Consider the following 19,566-nt stretch of genomic DNA (forward strand, 5'->3'; position numbering starts at 1 on the left):
CGCGCCATGGCACCCACCCGCGTCCCCCCGCGCCGCCGCGCGCTGCTGCGCGCCACCGCCGCCCTGGTCGCCGGCACCGCCCTGCCCGCCTTCGCTGCGGCGCCACCGCGCGCGCCACGCCTGGTCACCGTGGGCGGCGGCATCACCGAGGTGGTCTACGCGCTCGGCGCGCAGGACCTGCTGGTGGGCACCGACACCACCAGCCTCTACCCCGCCGCCGCGCTGGCCACGCCCAAAGTCGGCTACCTGCGCCAGCTCTCCGCCGAAGGCCTGCTCGCGCTGCGGCCCGACACCGTCATCGCGCCAGGCGACGCGGGGCCGCCCGTGGTGCTCGACCAGCTGCGCTCGGCCGGCGTGACGGTCGATCTGATCGAGAGCAGCCACGACTGGGGCGAGGTGCGCCGCAAGGTGCAGGCCGTGGGCCGCGCCGCGTCGAAGGCGCGCGCGGCACAGGACCTGCTGGTCGCGCTGGACGCGCAATGGGACCAGGCCTTGCGGCGCGTGCGCGCGCACGCCGGCCCCGCGCCCCGCGTGCTGTTCGTGCTCGCGCACGGCGGCAGCCCCATGGTGGCCGGCGAGGCCACGGCGGCCCACGCCCTGATCGGCTTCGCCGGCGCGCGCAACGCCCTCTCGGGTTTCAAGGGCTACCGCCCGATGACGGCCGAGGCCATGGCCGCCGCCGCGCCGCACGCGATCCTCACCACCACGCAGGGCCTGGACGCCATCGGTGGCGAGGCCGCCTTCTGGCGCCGCCCCGAACTGCCGCTCACGCCCGCCTGGCGGCGCCGCGACAGCGGCCGCGCCCTCGTGCACCTGGACGCGCTCGAACTGCTGGGCTTCGGCCCGCGCCTGCCCCGCGTGGTGGGCGAGTTGCACCAGCGCCTGGTGGCCGCGTGAGCGCCGTTCGCAAGAGGATGCCGTGAGCACGCTCGCGCGCGCGAGCGCCTCGCCCTGGCCACCGGCGCAGCGGCGCGGCCCCTGGACCCTGGCCCTGCTGGGCCTGCTGCTCGCGCTGTGCGCGCTGTGGGCCGCCGGCCGGGGCGCCTACGGCCTGCCGCTGCGCGAACTGCCCCCGCTGCTGTGGGGCGCGCTCGGCCGTGGCGCCGAGGCCGCGCGCAGCGGGCCCGAACTGGTCTTCTTCAACATCCGCCTGCCACGCCTGCTGCTCGGCGTGGCCGCGGGCGCCGGGCTGGGCATGGCCGGCGCGCTCATGCAGGGCCTGTTCCGCAACCCGCTGGCCGATCCCGGCCTCATCGGCGTGAGCAGCGGCGCGGCGCTGGCGGCGGGCGCCACCATCGTGCTGGGCGCCACCTGGTTCCCCGAGCTGCCGCGCGCCCTGGGCAGCTGGCCGCTGGTGCTGATGGCCTTCGCGGGCGGGCTGGCGGTCACGGGCCTGATCTACCTGCTCTCGCGCAGCGAAGGCGGCACCCGCGTCGGCCTGATGCTGCTCGCCGGCATCGCGGTCAACGCGCTGGCGGGCGCGGGCCTGGGCCTGCTGAACTTCCTGGCCACCGACGAACAGCTGCGCAACCTGCAGTTCTGGCTGCTCGGCAGCCTCGGCGGCGCGCGCTGGAGCGCGGTGCTGCTGGTCGCAGGCATCACCACCGCCGCGCTGGCCATCGGCCTGCGCCTGGCGGGCGCGCTCAACACGCTGGCGCTGGGCGAGGCGCAGGCCGTGATGCTGGGCGTACGCGTGGAAGGCCTCAAGCGCCTGTGCGTCGTGGTCACGGCGCTCGCGGTGGGCGCGGTCACGGCCACCACCGGCACCATCGGTTTCATCGGCCTGGTGGCGCCCCACATCGTGCGCCTGCTCGCCGGCGCCGACCACCGCTGGGTGCTGCCGGGCTCGGCCCTGCTCGGCGCCTGCCTGGTGCTGGTGGCCGACGCCTGGGCGCGCACGGCGCTGGCGCCGGCCGAGCTGCCGCTGGGCGTGATCACCGCCGGGGTGGGTGTGCCCTTCTTCCTGGCCCTGCTGCGCAGTGCGCACGCAAGGACGCTGTGAGCGGCGGCGGCGACCCGAAGCGGCTGCACGCCGAGGGCCTGTGCGTGCGCCATGGCGCGCGCGAGGTGCTCAAGGGCGTCGACCTGCAGCTGCGCGCGGGCGAGGTGGGTGTGATCCTGGGCCCCAACGGCGCGGGCAAGTCCACGCTGCTGGGCACGCTGGGCGGCCTGCAACGCACCGACGCCGGCCGCGTGTGGCTCAACGGGCAGCCACTGCACACCGGCAGCGCGGCCGGCTTCGCCCGCCACCGCGCCTACCTGCCGCAGGACCTGGTACCCGCCTTCGACTTCACCGCGCAAGCGGTGGTGGAACTGGGCCGCTACCCGCACCGCCAGCACCCCGAACCCGATGAGGCCGCCATCGTGCGCGCCGCCATGCGCCGCGCCTCGGTCGAGGCGCTGGCGCGGCGCGGCATCCGCCAGCTCAGCGGCGGCGAGCGCGCGCGCGTGCAGCTGGCGCGCGCCATGGCCCAGGTCTGGCGGCCCTGCGCCGACGGCCTGCCGCGCTGGCTGCTGCTGGACGAACCCACCGCCGCGCTGGACCTGCAGCACCAGCACCAGAGCCTAAGCGCGCTGCGCGACTGGTCGCGCGAGCAGGGCATCGGTGTGCTGATGGTGTTGCACGACCTCAACCTCGCACTGCGCTACGCCGACCGCGCGTGGGTGCTGGCGCATGGCCAGGTGGTGGCCCACGGCGCCACCGCCGACGCCCTCACCGCCGACCTGGTGCGCGCGGTCTGGCGCGTCAAGGCCCACCCGGTGCTCGACCCGGCGGGCGTGCCGCAGTTCGTCATGACCCCCTGAGGCCCGGCCGGCCGGGCCGTCCAGGCCGCCGGCCCTCAGCGAAGGCCCTCAGGCCAATTCTGGAATTTCAGTAATTTCTGAAACTTCAGGCCAAACCGGCTACAGTGCCGGCCATGCCGCTGCAAGACCACCTCCCACCCCTCAACCGCGAGTTCGTCGCCCACTTCGGGGAGATGGGCAGCCGCTGGGGCATCAACCGCACCGTGGGGCAGATCTACGCCCTGCTCTACCTCTCGGACCAGGCGCTGTGCGCCGATGAGATCGCCGAAACCCTGGAGTTCTCGCGCTCCAACGTCAGCATGGGCCTGAAAGAACTCCAGGCCTGGCGCCTGGTGCGGCTGCGCCACCAGCCGGGCGACCGCCGCGAGTACTTCGAAGCGCCGGCGGACGTGTGGGAGATCTTCCGCGTGCTGGCCGAAGAGCGCCGCCGGCGCGAGATCGAGCCCACCCTGTCCATGCTGCGCACCGCGCTGCTGGAGACGCCCAAGTCCGAGGCCGAACGCCACGCGCAGCAGCGCATGCGCGAAATGCACGACCTCATCGACCGCCTCATGACCTGGTTCGACGACGTGCAGAAGCTCGCGCCCGAGACGGCCTTGCAACTCATGGGCATGGGCGCTACGGTCACGCGTGTGCTCGAGATCAAGGACCGCCTGACCGGCAAGGCCCCCGCGCGCGGCGACAAGGCCGGCAAAGCGGCCTGACCCAGAACCCGAAGGAGCGCCCGCCATGGAATTCGACACCCTGCTGCTCTCGCGCCTGCAGTTCGCCGCGAACATCAGTTTCCACATCCTCTTTCCCACCATCACCATCGCCCTGGGCTGGTTCCTGCTGTTCTTCCGCCTGCGCTTCGTGCGCACGCGCGAACAGGCCTGGGAGGAGGCCTATTACTTCTGGACCAAGGTGTTCGCGCTGAGCTTCGCGCTGGGCGTGGTCTCGGGCGTCACCATGAGCTTCCAGTTCGGCACCAACTGGCCGGGCTTCATGGAAAAGGCCGGCAACATCGCCGGCCCGCTGCTGGGCTACGAGGTGCTCACCGCCTTCTTCCTGGAGGCCAGCTTCCTCGGCATCATGCTGTTCGGCCGGGGCCGCGTGAGCGAGCGCGTGCATCTCATCGCCACCTTCCTCGTCGCGCTGGGCACCACGTTCTCGGCCTTCTGGATCCTCAGCCTCAACTCCTGGATGCAGACGCCGGCGGGCGCCGAGATCGTCAAGGGCGAGTTCATTGCGGTGGACTGGTTCGCCATCGTCTTCAACCCCTCCTTCCCCTACCGCCTGGCGCACAAGCTGCTGGCCTCGGGGCTCACCGCGTCCTTCCTCATCGCGGGGCTGTGCGCCTGGCAGCTCCTCAAAGGCAGCGCCACCGGCGGCACGCACAAGGCGCTGCGCACCGCCGTGTTCGCGGCCGCGCTCATCGCCCCGGTGCAGATCTTCGTGGGCGACCTGCACGGCCTCAACACACTGAAACACCAGCCGGCCAAGGTCGCCGCGATCGAAGCCGTCTGGGAAACCGAGAAGGGCGCCGCCCTCACGCTGTTCGGCATCCCCGACGAAAAGGCCGGCACCACGCATTACGCCGTCAAGGTGCCCAAGCTGGGCAGCCTCATCCTCACGCACGAGTGGGAGGGCGAGCTGCGGGGCATCGCCGACTTCCCGAACGCGCACCCGCCCGTGGCCCCGGTGTTCTATGCCTTCCGCGTCATGGTGGGCGTGGGCTCGCTGATGCTGCTCGTCGCGCTGTGGGGCGTGTACAAGCTGTGGCCGCAGCGCGGCGACGCGCGCACCCGGCTGCCGCGCCCGCTGCTGTGGACCCTGGCGGCCATGACGTTCTCGGGCTGGCTGGCCACGCTGGCGGGCTGGTACGTCACCGAGATCGGCCGCCAGCCCTTCATCGTCTATGGCCTGCTGCGCACGGCCGACGTGGCCACCACCATCGCCTCGGGCCACGTGGCGCTCACGCTCGCGGCCTACCTCACCGTCTACGGCCTGCTGCTGATCACCTACGTGGGCGTGCTCAAGTACATGGCCGAGCATCCCGTGAAGCACGCGCCCGAAGCGCCGCATGGCGAACTGGGCAAGGCCGGCGCCTGAACCTCGACGGAGATCCACATGACCTGGGCCGAATTCCTCCCCCTGATCTTCATGACCGTGATGGGCCTGGCGCTGCTGGCCTACGTGGTGCTCGACGGCTACGACCTCGGCGTGGGCCTGCTGCTGCCGCTGGGCGAGCGCGACCAGAAGGACACCATGATCGCCAGCATCGGCCCCTTCTGGGACGCCAACGAAACCTGGCTGGTGCTGGGCGTGGGCGTGCTGCTGGTGGCGTTTCCCAAGGCGCACGGCATCGTGCTGCAGGCGCTGTACCTGCCGGTGGCGGTCATGCTGGTGGGCCTAATCCTGCGCGGCGTGGCCTTCGACTTTCGCGTCAAGGCGCCCACCCGGTACCTGCCGTTCTGGAACCGCGCCTTCTTCGCCGGATCGCTGGCCGCCAGCATGGCCCAGGGCTGGATGCTAGGCAGCTACATCACCGGTTTCGACACCGGCCCGATCGGCACGCTGTTCAGCCTGGGCATCGCCGTCACGCTGCCCGCGGCCTACCTGCTGCTGGGCGCGGGCTGGCTCATCATGAAAACCGAGGGCGAGCTGCGGCACCGGGCCGTGGGCTGGGCGCGCCGCGCCCTGTGGCCCATGGGCGTGGCGCTGCTGGCCATTTCGGCGGCCACGCCGCTGGTGAACCCGGCGGTGGTCGAAAAGTGGTTCGGCCTGCCGCAGATCTTTGCCCTGCTGCCGGTGCCGCTGATCTGCGCGGCGGCCTTCTTCGCCGTGCATTGGGTGGTCACGCGGCCGAACCTCATCGACGCCGGCTATGGCTGGCTGGTGTTCGTGAACACCGTGCTGATCTTCGTGCTGGCCTTCTTCGGCCTGGCCTACAGCATCTTCCCGGACATCGTGATCGGCCGGCTCACGCTGTGGGACGCGGCGGCGGCCACGGGCTCGCTGACCGTCATCTTCATCGGCGTGGCGATCACGCTGCCGGTGATCGTCGTGTACACGATTTATTTGTACCGCGTCTTCTGGGGCAAGGCGCACCCGCTCACCTACAACTGAGTCCGGCGGCCCACCCGCCGGTGGGCCTGCACCCTGGCGAATGCGCCGCGCCGGTTCCGAACGGCCGCGCATTCACGCGAATGCCATGGGGCTTCCCGATCATTGGTGCGCCAACAGTTTTTCGTTGGCACCACCACAACGCGGAAGACCTCCATGCTCGCCAACAACAATGCCCGACCCCGTGCCAGCGCGCTCGCGCTGGCTGCCAGCCTCACGCTCGCCGCCTGCGGGGGTGGCGGTGGCGGCGCCGCCGACAGCGCCACCCCGCCCAGCCCGCCACCCAGCACCCACCCGACACCAACCACGCTCAAGATCGGCGTGATGCCCGACACCCAGGGCAGCAACTCCGGCGTGGCCCTGCACCCCATGAAGGCGGTGCTCGACTTCCATGTGCAGCAAGGCGTGAAGATCGTGCTCGCCGTCGGCGACCTGGTCGAGAACGGCACGCCGCAGGAATACGCGATGTGGCGCGGACTGGCCGACCAGTACAAGGACAAGCTGACCATCCTGCCCGTGATGGGCAACCACGAGCCCAAGGGAACGGACCAGGACTGGCACGACACCGTCGAGTCCCTCATCCCGGCCGACGCCGAGCACATGCCCGGCTCCCGGAACAAAAACTACGCGCTGGTGCGCGACAACGTGCTGCTGATCAACATCTCCTACGGTTGGTTCGAGCGCGCCTACGGCTTCGTCGAGGCCATGGTCAACAAGCACGCGGCCAAGGTCGACCACATCATCCTGCAGACGCACAACTCCTTCGCCGGCAGCCGCTACGGCCTGGTGCGCGAGAACATCGTCGACGGCAGCATCTCCATCGTGAACGACGTGCTGTTCCGCGACGCCTACGACAAGTACCGCCAGCTGCTCGCGGCGCACGACGTGATCTATGTGAGCGGCCATGAGCACCACTACTCGCGCAGCCTGATCCGCGACGACACCGACCGCCCCTTCCTGCAGATCATCTCCGGCAACGCCGCCTACAAGGGCTACGAAACCCGCTTCAGCGAGCACGAGCGCATCCAGGACTACCTGATGATGAAGGTGCAGAGCGACAGCACCGGCTTCGTCGACGTCAACGCCTCGGTGTTCGAGGTGACGGGGCCGACGATCGACTACCGCTCCTACTTCGTCACCCATTCGGTGCTCAGCAACGCCGCCGCGCTGCAGCAGCTGGACAACCCGAGCTGGACGCTGATGGACCGCTTCGTCCGCACCCGCGACCGCTGCGCCAAGACCGTCTACCCCTCCAGCGTGCCCAGCGACATCCAGCGCAATGGCGCCTACGACCCCTCGTACCGCACCAGCCCCTGCACATCGGCCGGCGGCAGCCGCGCGCGCCTGCTCGATGGCGTGAACAACACCTTCAACCGCCACGACACGCGCACCCGCACCATGAGCGCCACGCCAGGCTATTCCTTCGCGAACAGCAACCTGGAGATGGAGTCCATGATGTACCGCTACCTCTTCCAGCGCCACCAGAGCTACAGCCCCAACCTCAACAACAGCCAGCGCGCGCGCGTGATCAACGTCGGCGCGCCCGACGAGGAAGTGGAGGTGCGCGGCACCACCATCGACCTGAAGAAGCAGGTGCTGCTGAACTGGCAGGCGAAAGGCGGGGCCACCCTGAGCGACGAGCTGATCGTCAGCGGCATCAGCGGGCAGGGTGGCACCTACATCGACCCGTACGGCGTCGCCAAGGACATCGCCACCGACACCGGCCTGGCCGGCAGCTACGGCAACGGTACTGAGCTGGGCAAGGCGCCGGTGGTGCTGCCCACGCACGCCACCAAGACCTGGGCGCTGAGCGAGGCCACCGTGGGCGACAGCTACGTGCTCGAGTTCACCGCCCCAGCCGGTCGCACCGCGGCCAACAGCGCGATCGCCCGTTACGACACCGCGGCACGCGCCTGGGTGCCGCTGGCCGACGCCGGCTGCGTGAGCGCGCAGGCCTACCAGACCGGCTACCTCACGGCCCTGCCCGCCGACGTGAACGCCAGCTGCGGCAACACCACCGTGGTGGGTTTCGACGCCGGCCGGGGCGCCTTCTGGGCCCGCCTGAACCGCGACGACCGCCTGGCCATCGTGGCGCGTTGACGGTGGGCGGGTGGGCGGGTGCCCGCCCGTGCCGGGCCGCGCCCGCGCGGACGGGCCCTAGCGGCCGTTGACCACGGTGCGCGCGACCACGCGGTCGTCGCCCAACACGATCAGGGCGAACAGGAACTCGTCCAGGCTGTCGGCCTGGGCGGTCTTGCGCGCCAGCAGTGGCGTGGCCTTGGGGTCCAGCACCACGAAGTCGGCCTCATGACCCGGCTGCAGGTTGCCCACCACGCCTTGCAGGCCCAGTGCGCGCGCCGCGCCCGCGGTGTGCTGCCACCAGAGCTGCCCGGGCGCGAGGCTCAATCCCGGCTTGGTCTGGCCCTCGCGGCCCACCGTGTAGGCCGCCAGCATGGTGCGAAACGGCGAGAAGCTGGTGCCGCCGCCCACGTCGCTGGCCAGGCCATAGCCCATGCCGGCCGCGTCGGCGGCCCGGTAGTCGAAGAAGCCGCTGCCCAGGAACAGGTTGCTCGTGGGGCTCACGGCGGCCACGGCCCCGGTGGCCGCCATGCGTTCGCGATCGGCCTGGCTCAGGTGGATGCAATGCGCGTAGACGGCGCGCTCGCGCAACAGGCCGAAGTCCTCGTACACGCCGAGGTAGCTGCGGCTGTTGGGGAAAAGCTCCAGGGCCCAGCGCACCTCGTCGAGGTTCTCGGCCACGTGCGACTGGATCCAGACCTCGCGGTGGACCGCCGCCAGTTCGCCCGCGCCGCGCAGCTGCGCGGGCGTGCTGGTGGGCGCAAAGCGCGGCGTGATCGCGTAACCCAGCCGGTCCACGCCATGCCAGCGGCGGATCAAGGCCTCGGTATCGAGCAGGCTTTGTTCGGTGTCGTCGCGCACGCCCTCGGGGCTGTGCCGGTCCTGCAGCACCTTGCCGGTGATGAAGCGCAGGCCGCGCGCGCGGGCCTCCTCGAAAGCCGCGTCCACCGAGACCGGGTGCGAGGTGGCGAAGGTGAGCGCGGTGGTGACGCCGTTGCGCGCCAGTTCGTCGAAGAAGAAGCGCGCCACCTCGCGCGCGTGAACGGGGTCGTGGAAGCGCGATTCGTGGGGGAAGGTGTAGCGCTCCAGCCAGGGCAGCAGACCGGCGGCGGGCGCGCCAATCACATCGGTCTGCGGGTAGTGCACGTGCATGTCGATGAAGCCCGGCGCGATCAGATGGCCGCGCAGGTCCTGCACGGCCACGCCGGGGTATCGGTCGATCAGCGCGCCATGTGCACCGGCCGCGCGCACCACGGCCCGGCCCTGGTGGTCCGGCCCGATCACCAGCAGGCCGTCGTCGTCGAACTGGGGGGCGCCGCTGTCCTCGTCGAAGCGCAGCAGGCTGGCACGGTAGGCATTCATGGCCGGGAGCCTACACGGCCCGGCGCACACTGTCATACGGCCGCGCCGATGCGGCCTATGCCCGCCGCAGGAGGCGGTTTCAGTTCAAGCTGCCTTGCACGCCCTCAACGAACCAGTTCATCGTCAGGATCTGCTCGTCGCTCAGGCGCTGCCCGGCCGCGATGACGGTCTGGCCGTTCTGGCCGCGCACCGGGGCCGAGGCGGGCGCCGCGAACACCGCCAGGCGGCCGGCGGCCATGTCGGCCTGGCGCGCGTTCACCTCTTTCTGCACGGCCTCGGGCACCTTCTTGCCGAAGCCCTCGACGCGGATGAACCCCTGCGCCACCCCGCCCCAGACCTGCTCGCTGCGCCAGCTGCCATCGAGCACGGCCTTCACGCGGCGCGTGTAGTAGTCGCCCCAGCGGTGGGTCACGGCCACCACCTGCGCGTCGGGCGCCACCGCGCGCATGTCGGAGTGGTAGGCCACGGCGAGCTTGCCGCGCTCCTGCGCGGCCACCATCACGGCGGTGCTGCCGGTGTGGAAGGCCAGCACCTCGGCACCCTGGTTCATCAGCGTCATGGCCGCGTCGCGCTCGCGCGGCGGGTTGAACCACTCGCCCAGCCACACCACCTTCACCGTGGCGCGCGGGTTCACCGAGCGCATGCCCAGGGTGAAGGCGTTGATGCCCTGGATCACCTCGGGAATGGGAAAGCCCGCCAGGTAGCCGGCCTGCGTGGCCAGCCGGCCCGCCGCCACGCCCGCCAGGTAGCGGCCCTCGTAGTAGCGCGCGTTCGCCGTGGCCACGTTGGGCGCGGCCTTGTAGCCGGTGATGGACTCGAACTTCACGTTCGGGAAATCGCGCGCCACCTTCAGCGTGGGCTCCATGTAGCCGAAGCTGGGCGTGAAGATGATGTGGTTGCCCTGCTGCGCGAGGTCGCGGATCACGCGTTCGGCGTCGGCGCCTTCGGCCACGTTCTCCACGTAGCTCGTCTGGACGCGCTCGCCCAGCGCCGTCTGCACGGCCTGGCGGCCGAGCTCGTGCTGGCGCACCCAGCCGGCCTCGGTGAGCGGCGTCACATAGACGAAGGCGGCCTTCACCGGCGGTTTGACCGGCTGGGCCTCAGCGACAAGGGGGGATACCAACACGGCGGCCAATGCCGGCGCGAAGGCGCGCCAGGCCGCGAGGTTTTTGTACATGGTGTTCCTCTACATGGCTTCCAGTGACGAAAAAACGCGAGCCGGGGAAGCTCCGGCTCGCGTCGGGGCCGTATTGTAGGCGGGCCCTCGGTCGCGGGGCCTTCGCCTCACTGGCGCAGGAAGTCCAGGCCGGCCTGGTCCGCGCCCTGCAGTTGCACGTCGCGCTGGCTCGGCGTGTACGAACACCCCAGGCACAGCGGGTCGGACGGCGTCACGGTGTAGGCCCCATCCGGCAGCACGAAACCGTAGGCCCCGAGAGCGTCGACGGCGCGCACCAGGGAGGCCGCGCCGGCGCCCACGGTGATCCAATCGGCCGTGCTCGGCAAGCCGCTGCCGGCCCAGCTCACGCCACCCGAGAGGCGGTGGGCCGGCGCCTGGAAGTCCACGCCCCCCACGTCGGCGGACACGATGTCGACGGTGCGCGAGGCCGGCTGGAAGGCGAAGCCGAACGGCCCGGACCGCGGCGTCACCGCATAGCGCCCCGGCGGCAGGCAGCTCAGGGCGTAGTCGCCCCGCGCCGCGCCGCTCATGGGCAAGGCCGTGGCGCTGGCGGGACCGGCCAGCGCCACGCTCACCCCGCTCTCGGCGTAGCCGAGGCCCCAGAGGCCGCCGTCGCTCAGCACACGCCCGGACAGCGCGAACGACGGCCCGGTCTTGCGAATGTCCAGGCGCGCCGTGCCGGCGAGCCCGGCCGTGTCGGTGGCGGTGACGGCGATGCGGTTGGTGCCCGGCACCAGCGGCACGGTGGCGCTCCAGGTGTGCCCATACAGGCCCAAGAAGGGGCTCGTCTTCACCGACTGGCTGGCCGTGCCGGCGGCGCCCGAGGTCTCATTGCGCCAGGTCACGGTGACCGCGGTCATCTCGACCGCCGAGCCGCCGCAGCAATGCCAATCGGTCGGACTGATGAAGGCCTCGCCGCTCAGGCCAAGCTCGTTGCACACCGTGTCGGTCGACGCCGGGGCATCGATCACGACCCAGCCCGAAGGTGGGGGTGGCGGCACCGAGCCCCCGCTGCCGCCACAGGACAACTGAGCCAGCGACAGACCCACGGACAACAGAGCACGCCCAACGCGCATGGCTCACCCCTTGCGATGCGATGGGCCACTCTAGGCCGACCCGACCGGCCGCAGGATGACGCGCGTCAAGGCGGCGCGCTGGCCGCCTCCAGCCGCGCCAGGTAGCGCTGGCGCGTCTCTTCGTCGATGAAGCTCGCCTCGAAGCTGTTGCGCGCCAGGGTGATGACCTCCTCGCGCGACAGGCCCAGGGCTTCGACGGTCTGCACGAAGTTGGCATTGAGGTAACCGCCGAAGTAGGCCGGGTCGTCGCTGTTGACGGTGGCGCACAGGCCGGCGTCCAGCAGGCGCTTCATCGGATGCTCGCGCAGGTCGTTCACCACGCAGAGCTTGAGGTTGGACAGCGGACAGACCGTGAGCGGCGTGCGCCGGCGCGCCAGCTCGGCGACCAGCGCGGGGTCGTCCAGGCAACGCACGCCGTGGTCGATGCGCTCGGCCTTCAGGTCGTCCAGCGCGCCCCAGATGTAGGCCGGCGGCCCCTCCTCGCCCGCGTGCGCCACGACATGCAGGCCCAGCTCGCGACAGCGCGCGAACACGCGCGAGAACTTCTCCGGCGGGTGGCCCAGCTCGCTCGAGTCCAGGCCGACGCCGACGAAGTGCTGGCGGTACGGCAAGGCCGCGTCCAGCGTGGCGAAGGCCTCTTCTTCGCTGAGGTGGCGCAGGAAGCACAGGATGAGCCGGCTGGAGATGCCCAACTCGGCCTGCGCCCATTCGCAGGCGCGCTGCAGCCCACCGATGACCACGCCGATGTCCACGCCGCGCGCGGTATGCGTCTGCGGGTCGAAGAACAGCTCGGCGTGGATCACGCGGTCGGCGTAGGCGCGCTGGAAGTAGGCCCAGGCCATGTCGAAGAAATCGGCCTCGTGCAGCAGCACGCTGGCGCCCGCGTAGTAGATGTCGAGGAAGCTCTGCAGGTTGGTGAAGGCGTAGGCCTCGCGCAGGGCCTCCACGCCGCGGTACGGCAGCTTCACGCCGTTGCGCTGCGCCAGCGCGAAGATCAGTTCGGGTTCGAGCGAGCCTTCGATGTGGATGTGCAGTTCGGCCTTGGGCAGGTGGGCGGCAAGTTCGGCAGGCGACATGGTCAGCAGGTTCCCAGGGCAATGCCCAGTCGTTGAAGGTAGCGGCGGTAGGCACTGCTCACGCGGTCGGCGGGGCCGTGCACTTCGGCCACGCGGGCGGTGCGGCCGATCGGCAGCGCCTTGGGCGTCTGGGATTCCACCACCGGCCGGTCCTGCGCGAACACCGTGTCTTGGAAATCGACCAGCGCCTCATCGCTGGAGCGGTCGTTCTGCGTGGCCATCACGAACCAGGCGGTGCAGGCCTCGTCGCCATCGGGCCGGATGAACAGGGCGATGGCGTTGCGCATCGGGTCGCCATCGCTGGCGTCCTTGCGCAACAGCGCGGCGTAGGGGTGCGGCACCTCGTAGGCGTAGTCCACCCAGGCGCCGCCGCCGGCCTCGGCATAGCCGCGCGGCTGCCAGGCGCGGGCCTTGAGCACCTGAAGGCCTTGCGGGCTTTCGCTGACCACGCCGCCGAGCACCTGCGCGTGTCCGCGTTCGCCCAGCCAGCCTTCGTGCACGAAGCCGAAGTGGCTCAGGTCCAGGAAGTTCTCCACCAGGCGCGGCGCACTGGTGGCCACCGCGTACGGTCCGCAGACCACGCGGCGCCAGCCGGCGTCCCCGGCCTCGGCGAAAGCGGGCGGCGCGTCGGGCAAGCCGGCCGTCGGCGCGTCCAGCCGCACCCACACCAGACCGTGCGCTTCGCGCGCTTCGAAGGCCGTGGTCGCGTGGCCCAGGGGCGGCTGGAAATCGGGCGAGGCCGGCACGTGGCGGCAGCGCCCGCCGGCCTCGAACTGCCAGCCGTGGTACGGGCATTCCAGGCGCGGCCCCTGCACGGTGGTGAGCACGCGCCCCAGCGACAGGCGGGCGCCCCGGTGCGGGCAGCGGTCGGCCCAGGCGTGCACCGCGCCGTGCTCGCGCCACAGCACCAGCGCTTCGCCCAGCAGGCCCCGGGCCAGCGGCGCCTCGCGCAGCGTGTGCGAAGCCACCACGGGATGCCAGAGTTGCCGTTCGATCATGGCCGCCATTCAAACAAAAAGGGCCGCCTTTGGGCAGCCCTTTTCGGTTCAGGGGGCTTTCGCTCAGTTCGGGAGCTTGCCTTCCACGCCCTTGACGTAGAACTTGATGCCCCCCAGGAAGGCGTCGTCCGCCTTCTGGTCCTTGGCCAGCACTTCCTTGCCGGCCTGGTCCAGGATGGGACCGGTCCAGGGGTGGAAGCTGCCGTCCTTCAGGCCGGCCTTGATGGTGTCGATCTTGGCCTTGGTCTCGGCCGGCACGTCGTCGGCGATGGAGACCATGTCGATCGCGCCTTCCTTGTGGCCCCACCACACACCGCCGGTGCTCCAGGTGCCTTCCAGCACGTCCTTGGTGGCCTTGATGTAGTACGGGCCCCAGTTGATGACGGCCGAGCCCAGGTGGGCCTTGGGACCGTAGGCGGTCATGTCCGAGTCCCAGCCGAAGGCGCGCTTGCCGGCCTTCTCGGCGGTCTGCAGCACGGCCGACGAGTCGGTGTTCTGGAACAGGATGTCGGCGCCGCCGTTGAGCAGCGAGGTCGCGGCCTCGGTCTCCTTGGGCGGATCGAACCAGCCGTTCACCCAAACCACCTTGGTCTTGATCTTCGGGTTCACCGACTGCGCGCCCAGCGTGAAGCTGTTGATGTTGCGGATCACCTCGGGGATGGGGATGGAGGCCACCACGCCCAGGGTGTTGGTCTTGGTCATGGAGCCCGCGATCACGCCGGCCATGTAGGCGCCCTCATAGGTGCGGCTGTCGTAGGTGCGCATGTTCTCGGCCGTCTTGTAGCCGGTGGCGTGCTCGAACTTCACGTCCTTGAAGTCGGCGGCGACCTTGAGCATGGGCTCCATGTAGCCAAAGGTGGTGCCGAAGATGAGCTTGTTGCCGTTGGACGCCATGTCGCGGATCACGCGCTCGGCGTCGGCGCTCTCGGGCACGCTCTCCACGAAGGTGGTCTTGATCTTGTCGCCGAACTCGGCTTCCAGCGCCTTGCGGCCGTTGTCGTGCGCGAAGGTCCAGCCGCCGTCGCCCACCGGGCCGACGTAGGCGAAAGCGATCTTCAGCGGCTCGGGCGCGGCCGGGGCGGCGGCGGGCGCAGCCGGCGCGGGCGCGGGCGCGGCGGCCTCTTCCTTCTTGCCGCAGCCGATCAGCACGGCGGCGGCCAGCGCGCTCATCGCGGCGACCTTGAACAGGGAACGCTTGTGGAGGTCTGTCATGGGTTTCCTCGGGTGTCGACGGTTGGGTGAATCGGACCGGTGCGGGCGCCGCAGCTCCACCCCGGTGGGGTATTCAAAGTGACAAGCAAATTATGACCCCGGGTAGAACGGTTTCCCGATCGACGAGGGCATGTTCACGCGGATCCAGGTCGGGTTGCGCGAAATCAGCACCAGCACCACCACGGTGGCCAGGTAGGGCAGCATGGTCAGGAACTGGCTGGGGATCTGCAGGCCGATGGCCTGCAGGTGGAACTGCAGCATGGTGACACCGCCGAACAGGTAGGCGCCGAGCAGCACGCGCGCGGGTCGCCAGGTGGCGAAGGTGGTCAGCGCGAGGGCGATCCAGCCCTTGCCGGCGATCATGCCCTCCACCCACAGCGGCGTGTACACAGTGGACACGTAGGCGCCCGCCAAGCCGCACAGGGCGCCGCCGGCCATCACCGCCAGCAGGCGGATGCGCCGCACCGGGTAGCCCAGGGCGTGTGCCGACTCGGGGCTTTCGCCGACGCTGCGCAGCACCAGGCCGGCGCGCGTGCGGTACAGGAACCAGATCAGCCCCAGCGCCATGGCCACGCAGGCATAGACCATGGGGTGGTGGCGGAACAGCGCCGCGCCCAGCAGGGGGATGTCCGCCAGGCCGGGGATGGCCCAGCGCACCTGCTCGGGCAGGGTGGCCTGCACGTAGCCCGTGCCCGCGAAGGCCGAGAAACCCGCGCCGAACAGGCTGAGCGCCAGGCCCGTGGCGTACTGGTTGGTGTTGAGCCAGATCACCAGCACGCCGAAGACGGCCGCGAGCAGCGCGCCCGCGCCCATGCCCGCCAGGAAGCCCAGCCAGCTGCTGCCCGTGTGCACCACGGTGGCGAAGCCGGCCAACGCGGCGCAGAGCATCATGCCCTCGGCGCCCAGGTTGACGATGCCGGCCTTCTCGTTGATCAGCAGGCCCAGCGAGGCGATGGCCAGCACGGTGCCCGCGTTCAGCGTGGCGGCAATGAGCAGTGCGTACGATTCCATAGGTGTCAGTTGTTGAAGAATGGCCTGCCGCCGGGCCACCCCAAGGCACGGCCGCTCCCCCTTGGGGGGCAGCGTCCCGCAGGGGGGAGCGTGGGGGTCGTCATTGCTTCCAGCGCACGCGGTACGCGATGAGCGTGTCGCAGGCCAGCAGCGAAAACAGCAGCAGGCCCTGGAACACGCCGGTGATGGACTTGGGCAGGCCCAGGCGCGACTGCGCCAGTTCACCGCCGATGTAGAACATGCTCATGAGCACGGCCGAAAAAACAATGCCCACCGGGTGCAGCCGCCCCACGAAGGCCACGATGATGGCCGCGAAGCCGTAGCCCGCCGGCACGTAGGGCGTGAGCTGGCCGATGGGGCCGGCGACCTCGAAGGCCCCGGCCATGCCCGCCGCGCCACCCGAGGTGAGCAGCGCCACCCACAGCGCCTTGCGCGAGGAAAAGCCGGCGTAGCGCGAGGCCATGGGCGCCAGCCCGCCCACGGTCTGGGCATAGCCCGAGACCGTGCGGAACAGGAACAGCCACACGCCGGCCACGCCCAGCAACGCGAACAGCAGGCCGATGTTCACGCGCGAGCCGTCCATCAGGCGCGGCATCTGCGCCACCCGCTCGAAGGTCTTGGTCTGCGGGAAGTTGTAGCCCGCCGGGTCTTTCCAGGGGCCGTACACCAGGTAGTTGAGCACCTGCACCGCCACGTAGACCAGCATCAGGCTCACCAGGATTTCGTTGGCATTGAAGCGGTCGCGCAGCAGTGCGGTGATGCCGGCCCACAACATGCCGCCCAGCATGCCCGCCAGGATCACGGCCGGCACGATCCACAGCCCGGTGCCCTTGTCCGCGGTGAGCGCCACGCCCCCCGCGAACACCGCGCCGATGATGTACTGCCCCTCGGCGCCGATGTTCCACACGTTGGAGCGGAAGCACACCGCCAGGCCCAGGGCGATGATCAGCAGCGGCGTGGCCTTCACCAGCAGCTCGGAGAGGGCGTAGCCGCTCTTGATGGGTTCCCAGAAGAACACCTGCAGGCCGCGCACCGGGTCCTTGCCCAGCACCTCGAACAGGGCGATGCCGATCAGCACCGTGATGGCCAGCGCCAGCAGCGGCGAGGCGTAGCCCCACAGCTTCGACGGCTGGGGACGGGCTTCAAGCCGCAGCATGCGCGGTCTCCTTCTGGTTGTTGTCCCGCTCGCGCCCGGTCCACAGGCCCGACATCCATTCGCCGATGCGCTCCACCGTGGCGTCCGCGCGGTCCAGGCTGGGCGACAGGCGCCCCTTGGCGATGACGTGCAGGCGGTCGCTGATCTCGAACAGCTCCTCCAGTTCTTCGCTCACCACCAGCACCGCGCAACCGGCGTCGCGCAGCGCCAGGATCTCGCCGCGGATCTGCGCCGCCGCCCCCACGTCCACGCCCCAGGTGGGCTGGCTGACGATCAACAGCTTGGGCTTGGCCTCGATCTCGCGCCCGACGATGAATTTCTGCAGGTTGCCGCCCGACAGCGACTTGGCCGCCGCGTCCGGCCCGTTGGCCTTGACCCTGTAGCGCTCGATGATGTCCGCGGCCTGGCGCCGCAGCGCGCCCACGCGGATCCAGCCACCACGGCCCACCGCATCGCGCCGCGACAGCAGCAGGTTCTGCGCCAGCGACAGCGTGGGCACCGCGCCGCGGCCCAGCCGCTCCTCCGGCACGAAATGCAGGCCCAGGGCGCGCCGCCTCGCGGGGCCCAGCGCGGCCACATCCCGCTCGCCCAACCGCACGCTGCCGGCCGGGGCGCGCACGTCTTCGCCCGAGAGCGCGCGCAGCAGCTCGCCCTGGCCATTGCCCGACACGCCGGCGATGCCCACCACCTCGCCCGCGCGCACGCTCAGCGCCACGTCCTGCAGCGCGGTGCCGAAGGGGTCGTCGCTGGCCAGGGTGAGCGCGTTGACCCGCAGCACCGGCTCGCCAGCGTGCAGCGGCCGGTGCGTGAGCTCGGGCGGCTCGGCGCCGATCATCAGGCGCGAGAGCGAGGCGTTGCTTTCCTCGCGCGGATCGCACACGCCGGTGACCTTGCCCCCGCGCAGCACCGTGCAGGCGGTGCACAGCTCGCGGATCTCGTGCAGCTTGTGGCTGATGTAGAGGATGCTGCAACCCTCGGCCGCCAGCTGGCGCAGCACCACGAAGAGCTTGTCCACCGCCTGCGGCGTGAGCACCGAGGTGGGCTCGTCCAGGATCAGCAGCTGCGGGTTGGTGAGCAGCGCGCGGATGATCTCCACGCGCTGCATCTCACCCACGGACAGGGTGTGCACCGGGCGCTCGGGGTCCACGTCCAGCCCGTACTCGCCCGCCTTGGCGCGGATGGCCGCGCGCACCTGCGCGAGCGAGAAGGACCTGTCCAGTCCCAGCCAGACGTTCTCGGCCACGGTGATGGTGTCGAACAGGCTGAAGTGCTGGAACACCATGCTGATGCCCAGGGCGCGCGCCTCGCGCGGGTCGCGCACGTGCACGGCCTGGCCATTGAAGCGCACCGCGCCTTCGTCGGGCTTGGCGGCGCCGTAGATGATCTTCATCAGCGTGGACTTGCCGGCGCCGTTTTCGCCCAGCACGGCGTGGATTTCGCCGGGGCGCACGCTCAGCGAGACGCCGTCGTTGGCCACCACGCCGGGGTAGCGCTTGGTGATGCCGCTGAGTTCGAGTCGTAGAGAGGGGAATTCGCTCATGCGGCCTCGGCACGGGTGGATTCGCTCGCGCGCAGCGAGGCGGCGACGGACTTGACCTGGTCACGCAGCCAGCGCCCCGCCTTGGACGCGTGGGTGCGCTCGTGCCAGAGCTGGTAATACATCATGCGGGGGAAGCTCACGGGCGGGGTCAGGATGGTCACGGGCAGCTGCGCCGTGAAACGCTCGCAGTATTGCCGACCGGTGGTAAGCACCAGCAGGCTGCCCGCCACCATGGCCGGGATCAGTCCGAAATGCGGGCAGCGCGCCGTGATGTGCCGCGTCAGGCCCAGGCCGGCCAGGTGCTCGTCGATGACGCCGCGCGCGCCCGGGTGCGTGGGCGTGGGCGCCACGTGCTCGGCGCTGAGCCAGGCCTCGGCGTCCCAGCCACGGCGCACCGCCGGGTGGTGCTTGGCCACCAGGCTCACCACCTCGTCGCCGAACAGGCGGCCCAGGTGCAGGTCCTCGGGTGGGCGCATCCAGTTCCCAATCACCACGTCCACCGTGCCCTGGGCCAGGTGGTTGCGGTAGTCGGCGTCGCTGGACAAGGGGTGGATGTCGATGCTGGCGTTGGGCGCCTGCGCCTTGATCTGGGTGACCAGCTGGGGCAGGAACAGCGGGTCCAGGTAGTCGCTGGCGGCCAGGCTGAAGACGTGGGAGGCGGTGGCCGGGTCGAAGGCGCGGGCGTCGGAGAACAGCACCTCGGCGCTGCGCAGGATGTCGGCGGCCGGCTCGATCATGCGCAGTCCGGCCACCGTGGGCACCATGCCGGCGCCCGAACGCACCAGCAGGGGGTCGCCGGCCAGCTCGCGCAGGCGCTTGAGCGCGGCGCTCACCGCCGGCTGGTACATGCCCAGCTTGATGGCCGCCCGCGACACGCTGCGCTCCGTGAGCACGGTGTGCAGCACACGGATCAGGTGCAGGTCGATGCGCTCGAACATGGGGCCGTATTTCATGGCGCAGTCGGGTTCA

General features: G+C 70.6%; 17 protein-coding genes. 7 read left to right on the forward strand and 10 right to left on the reverse strand.

The window, feature by feature from the left end; translation table 11 throughout:
* The first annotated feature begins 6 nt into the window (after window positions 1–6).
* The 7 genes from BHU06_RS09665 (at window position 7) to BHU06_RS09695 (ending at window position 8,010) form a co-directional block, all read left to right on the forward strand.
* Window positions 7–897 carry a hemin ABC transporter substrate-binding protein gene (locus BHU06_RS09665; RefSeq protein WP_070398962.1) on the forward strand — a complete coding sequence of 297 codons (891 nt, stop codon included), beginning with the start codon at window positions 7–9 and terminating at the stop codon, window positions 895–897.
* An 88-nt stretch (window positions 898–985) separates the two neighbouring features.
* Window positions 986–2,002, forward strand: a complete 1,017-nt coding sequence (locus BHU06_RS09670) for an iron ABC transporter permease (protein ID WP_254668153.1) — start codon at window positions 986–988, stop codon at window positions 2,000–2,002.
* On the forward strand, window positions 1,999–2,805 hold the full coding sequence (locus BHU06_RS09675; RefSeq protein ID WP_083293144.1) for a heme ABC transporter ATP-binding protein: 807 nt from the start codon (window positions 1,999–2,001) through the stop codon (window positions 2,803–2,805). Before BHU06_RS09670 ends, BHU06_RS09675 begins: the two co-directional genes overlap by 4 nt.
* Window positions 2,806–2,918: 113 nt before the next feature.
* Window positions 2,919–3,509, forward strand: coding sequence for a GbsR/MarR family transcriptional regulator (locus BHU06_RS09680; protein ID WP_070398964.1), 591 nt, complete (start codon window positions 2,919–2,921; stop codon window positions 3,507–3,509).
* A gap of 25 nt (window positions 3,510–3,534) precedes the next feature.
* Window positions 3,535–4,896: a cytochrome ubiquinol oxidase subunit I gene (locus BHU06_RS09685; protein WP_070398965.1), complete on the forward strand. Its 1,362-nt coding sequence runs from the start codon at window positions 3,535–3,537 to the stop codon at window positions 4,894–4,896.
* A gap of 18 nt (window positions 4,897–4,914) precedes the next feature.
* Entirely contained in the window at window positions 4,915–5,913 is a 999-nt protein-coding gene (locus BHU06_RS09690; protein WP_070398966.1) for a cytochrome d ubiquinol oxidase subunit II, read from the forward strand.
* A gap of 153 nt (window positions 5,914–6,066) precedes the next feature.
* On the forward strand, window positions 6,067–8,010 hold the full coding sequence (locus BHU06_RS09695; RefSeq protein WP_070398967.1) for a metallophosphoesterase: 1,944 nt from the start codon (window positions 6,067–6,069) through the stop codon (window positions 8,008–8,010).
* Window positions 8,011–8,067: 57 nt separating this feature from the next.
* On the opposite strand, the gene guaD is transcribed toward BHU06_RS09695, so the two are convergent.
* From guaD to BHU06_RS09745, 10 genes are all read right to left on the reverse strand, one after another.
* On the reverse strand, window positions 8,068–9,351 hold the full coding sequence (gene guaD / locus BHU06_RS09700; protein WP_070398968.1) for a guanine deaminase: 1,284 nt from the start codon (window positions 9,349–9,351) through the stop codon (window positions 8,068–8,070).
* Between the two features lie 79 nt (window positions 9,352–9,430).
* Window positions 9,431–10,528, reverse strand: a complete 1,098-nt coding sequence (locus BHU06_RS09705) for a BMP family ABC transporter substrate-binding protein (protein WP_070398969.1) — start codon at window positions 10,526–10,528, stop codon at window positions 9,431–9,433.
* A gap of 107 nt (window positions 10,529–10,635) precedes the next feature.
* Complete coding sequence (locus BHU06_RS09710) at window positions 10,636–11,499, reverse strand: hypothetical protein (RefSeq protein WP_070398970.1); 864 nt, start codon at window positions 11,497–11,499, stop codon at window positions 10,636–10,638.
* A gap of 170 nt (window positions 11,500–11,669) precedes the next feature.
* A complete protein-coding gene (locus BHU06_RS09715; RefSeq protein ID WP_070398971.1) occupies window positions 11,670–12,680 on the reverse strand; it encodes an adenosine deaminase in 1,011 nt (336 codons plus the stop codon).
* A 2-nt stretch (window positions 12,681–12,682) separates the two neighbouring features.
* Window positions 12,683–13,678, reverse strand: coding sequence for an aromatic ring-hydroxylating dioxygenase subunit alpha (locus BHU06_RS09720; protein WP_070399218.1), 996 nt, complete (start codon window positions 13,676–13,678; stop codon window positions 12,683–12,685).
* A 63-nt stretch (window positions 13,679–13,741) separates the two neighbouring features.
* Window positions 13,742–14,890: a BMP family ABC transporter substrate-binding protein gene (locus BHU06_RS09725; protein ID WP_070398972.1), complete on the reverse strand. Its 1,149-nt coding sequence runs from the start codon at window positions 14,888–14,890 to the stop codon at window positions 13,742–13,744.
* A 90-nt stretch (window positions 14,891–14,980) separates the two neighbouring features.
* A complete protein-coding gene (locus BHU06_RS09730) occupies window positions 14,981–15,901 on the reverse strand; it encodes an ABC transporter permease (RefSeq protein ID WP_070398973.1) in 921 nt (306 codons plus the stop codon).
* Between the two features lie 100 nt (window positions 15,902–16,001).
* Window positions 16,002–17,057 (reverse strand): ABC transporter permease, encoded by a 1,056-nt coding sequence (locus tag BHU06_RS09735; RefSeq protein WP_070398974.1) that lies wholly within the window; start codon window positions 17,055–17,057, stop codon window positions 16,002–16,004.
* Window positions 17,044–18,597, reverse strand: a complete 1,554-nt coding sequence (locus tag BHU06_RS09740; protein ID WP_070398975.1) for an ABC transporter ATP-binding protein — start codon at window positions 18,595–18,597, stop codon at window positions 17,044–17,046. Before BHU06_RS09740 ends, BHU06_RS09735 begins: the two co-directional genes overlap by 14 nt.
* The gene (locus BHU06_RS09745; protein ID WP_070398976.1) at window positions 18,594–19,550 is read right to left on the reverse strand and encodes a LysR family transcriptional regulator; all 957 of its coding nucleotides are present in this window, start codon (window positions 19,548–19,550) and stop codon (window positions 18,594–18,596) included. Before BHU06_RS09745 ends, BHU06_RS09740 begins: the two co-directional genes overlap by 4 nt.
* Window positions 19,551–19,566: the final 16 nt, after the last annotated feature.

The sequence above is a fragment of the Hydrogenophaga sp. PML113 genome (genome assembly GCF_001777155.1).
GTDB lineage: Bacteria > Pseudomonadota > Gammaproteobacteria > Burkholderiales > Burkholderiaceae_C > Hydrogenophaga > Hydrogenophaga borbori.

Excerpts from the sequence above, each read along its gene's own strand:
- BHU06_RS09715 (WP_070398971.1), bottom strand. The coding sequence starts at position 12,680 with ATGTCGCCTGCCGAACTTGCCGCCCACCTGCCCAAGGCCGAACTGCAC.
- BHU06_RS09740 (WP_070398975.1), bottom strand. The coding sequence starts at position 18,597 with ATGAGCGAATTCCCCTCTCTACGACTCGAACTCAGCGGCATCACCAAG.
- BHU06_RS09720 (WP_070399218.1), bottom strand. The coding sequence starts at position 13,678 with ATGATCGAACGGCAACTCTGGCATCCCGTGGTGGCTTCGCACACGCTG.
- BHU06_RS09730 (WP_070398973.1), bottom strand. The coding sequence starts at position 15,901 with ATGGAATCGTACGCACTGCTCATTGCCGCCACGCTGAACGCGGGCACC.
- BHU06_RS09725 (WP_070398972.1), bottom strand. The coding sequence starts at position 14,890 with ATGACAGACCTCCACAAGCGTTCCCTGTTCAAGGTCGCCGCGATGAGC.
- BHU06_RS09680 (WP_070398964.1), top strand. The coding sequence starts at position 2,919 with ATGCCGCTGCAAGACCACCTCCCACCCCTCAACCGCGAGTTCGTCGCC.
- BHU06_RS09705 (WP_070398969.1), bottom strand. The coding sequence starts at position 10,528 with ATGTACAAAAACCTCGCGGCCTGGCGCGCCTTCGCGCCGGCATTGGCC.
- BHU06_RS09685 (WP_070398965.1), top strand. The coding sequence starts at position 3,535 with ATGGAATTCGACACCCTGCTGCTCTCGCGCCTGCAGTTCGCCGCGAAC.
- BHU06_RS09695 (WP_070398967.1), top strand. The coding sequence starts at position 6,067 with ATGCTCGCCAACAACAATGCCCGACCCCGTGCCAGCGCGCTCGCGCTG.
- BHU06_RS09745 (WP_070398976.1), bottom strand. The coding sequence starts at position 19,550 with ATGAAATACGGCCCCATGTTCGAGCGCATCGACCTGCACCTGATCCGT.
- guaD (WP_070398968.1), bottom strand. The coding sequence starts at position 9,351 with ATGAATGCCTACCGTGCCAGCCTGCTGCGCTTCGACGAGGACAGCGGC.
- BHU06_RS09665 (WP_070398962.1), top strand. The coding sequence starts at position 7 with ATGGCACCCACCCGCGTCCCCCCGCGCCGCCGCGCGCTGCTGCGCGCC.
- BHU06_RS09690 (WP_070398966.1), top strand. The coding sequence starts at position 4,915 with ATGACCTGGGCCGAATTCCTCCCCCTGATCTTCATGACCGTGATGGGC.
- BHU06_RS09735 (WP_070398974.1), bottom strand. The coding sequence starts at position 17,057 with ATGCTGCGGCTTGAAGCCCGTCCCCAGCCGTCGAAGCTGTGGGGCTAC.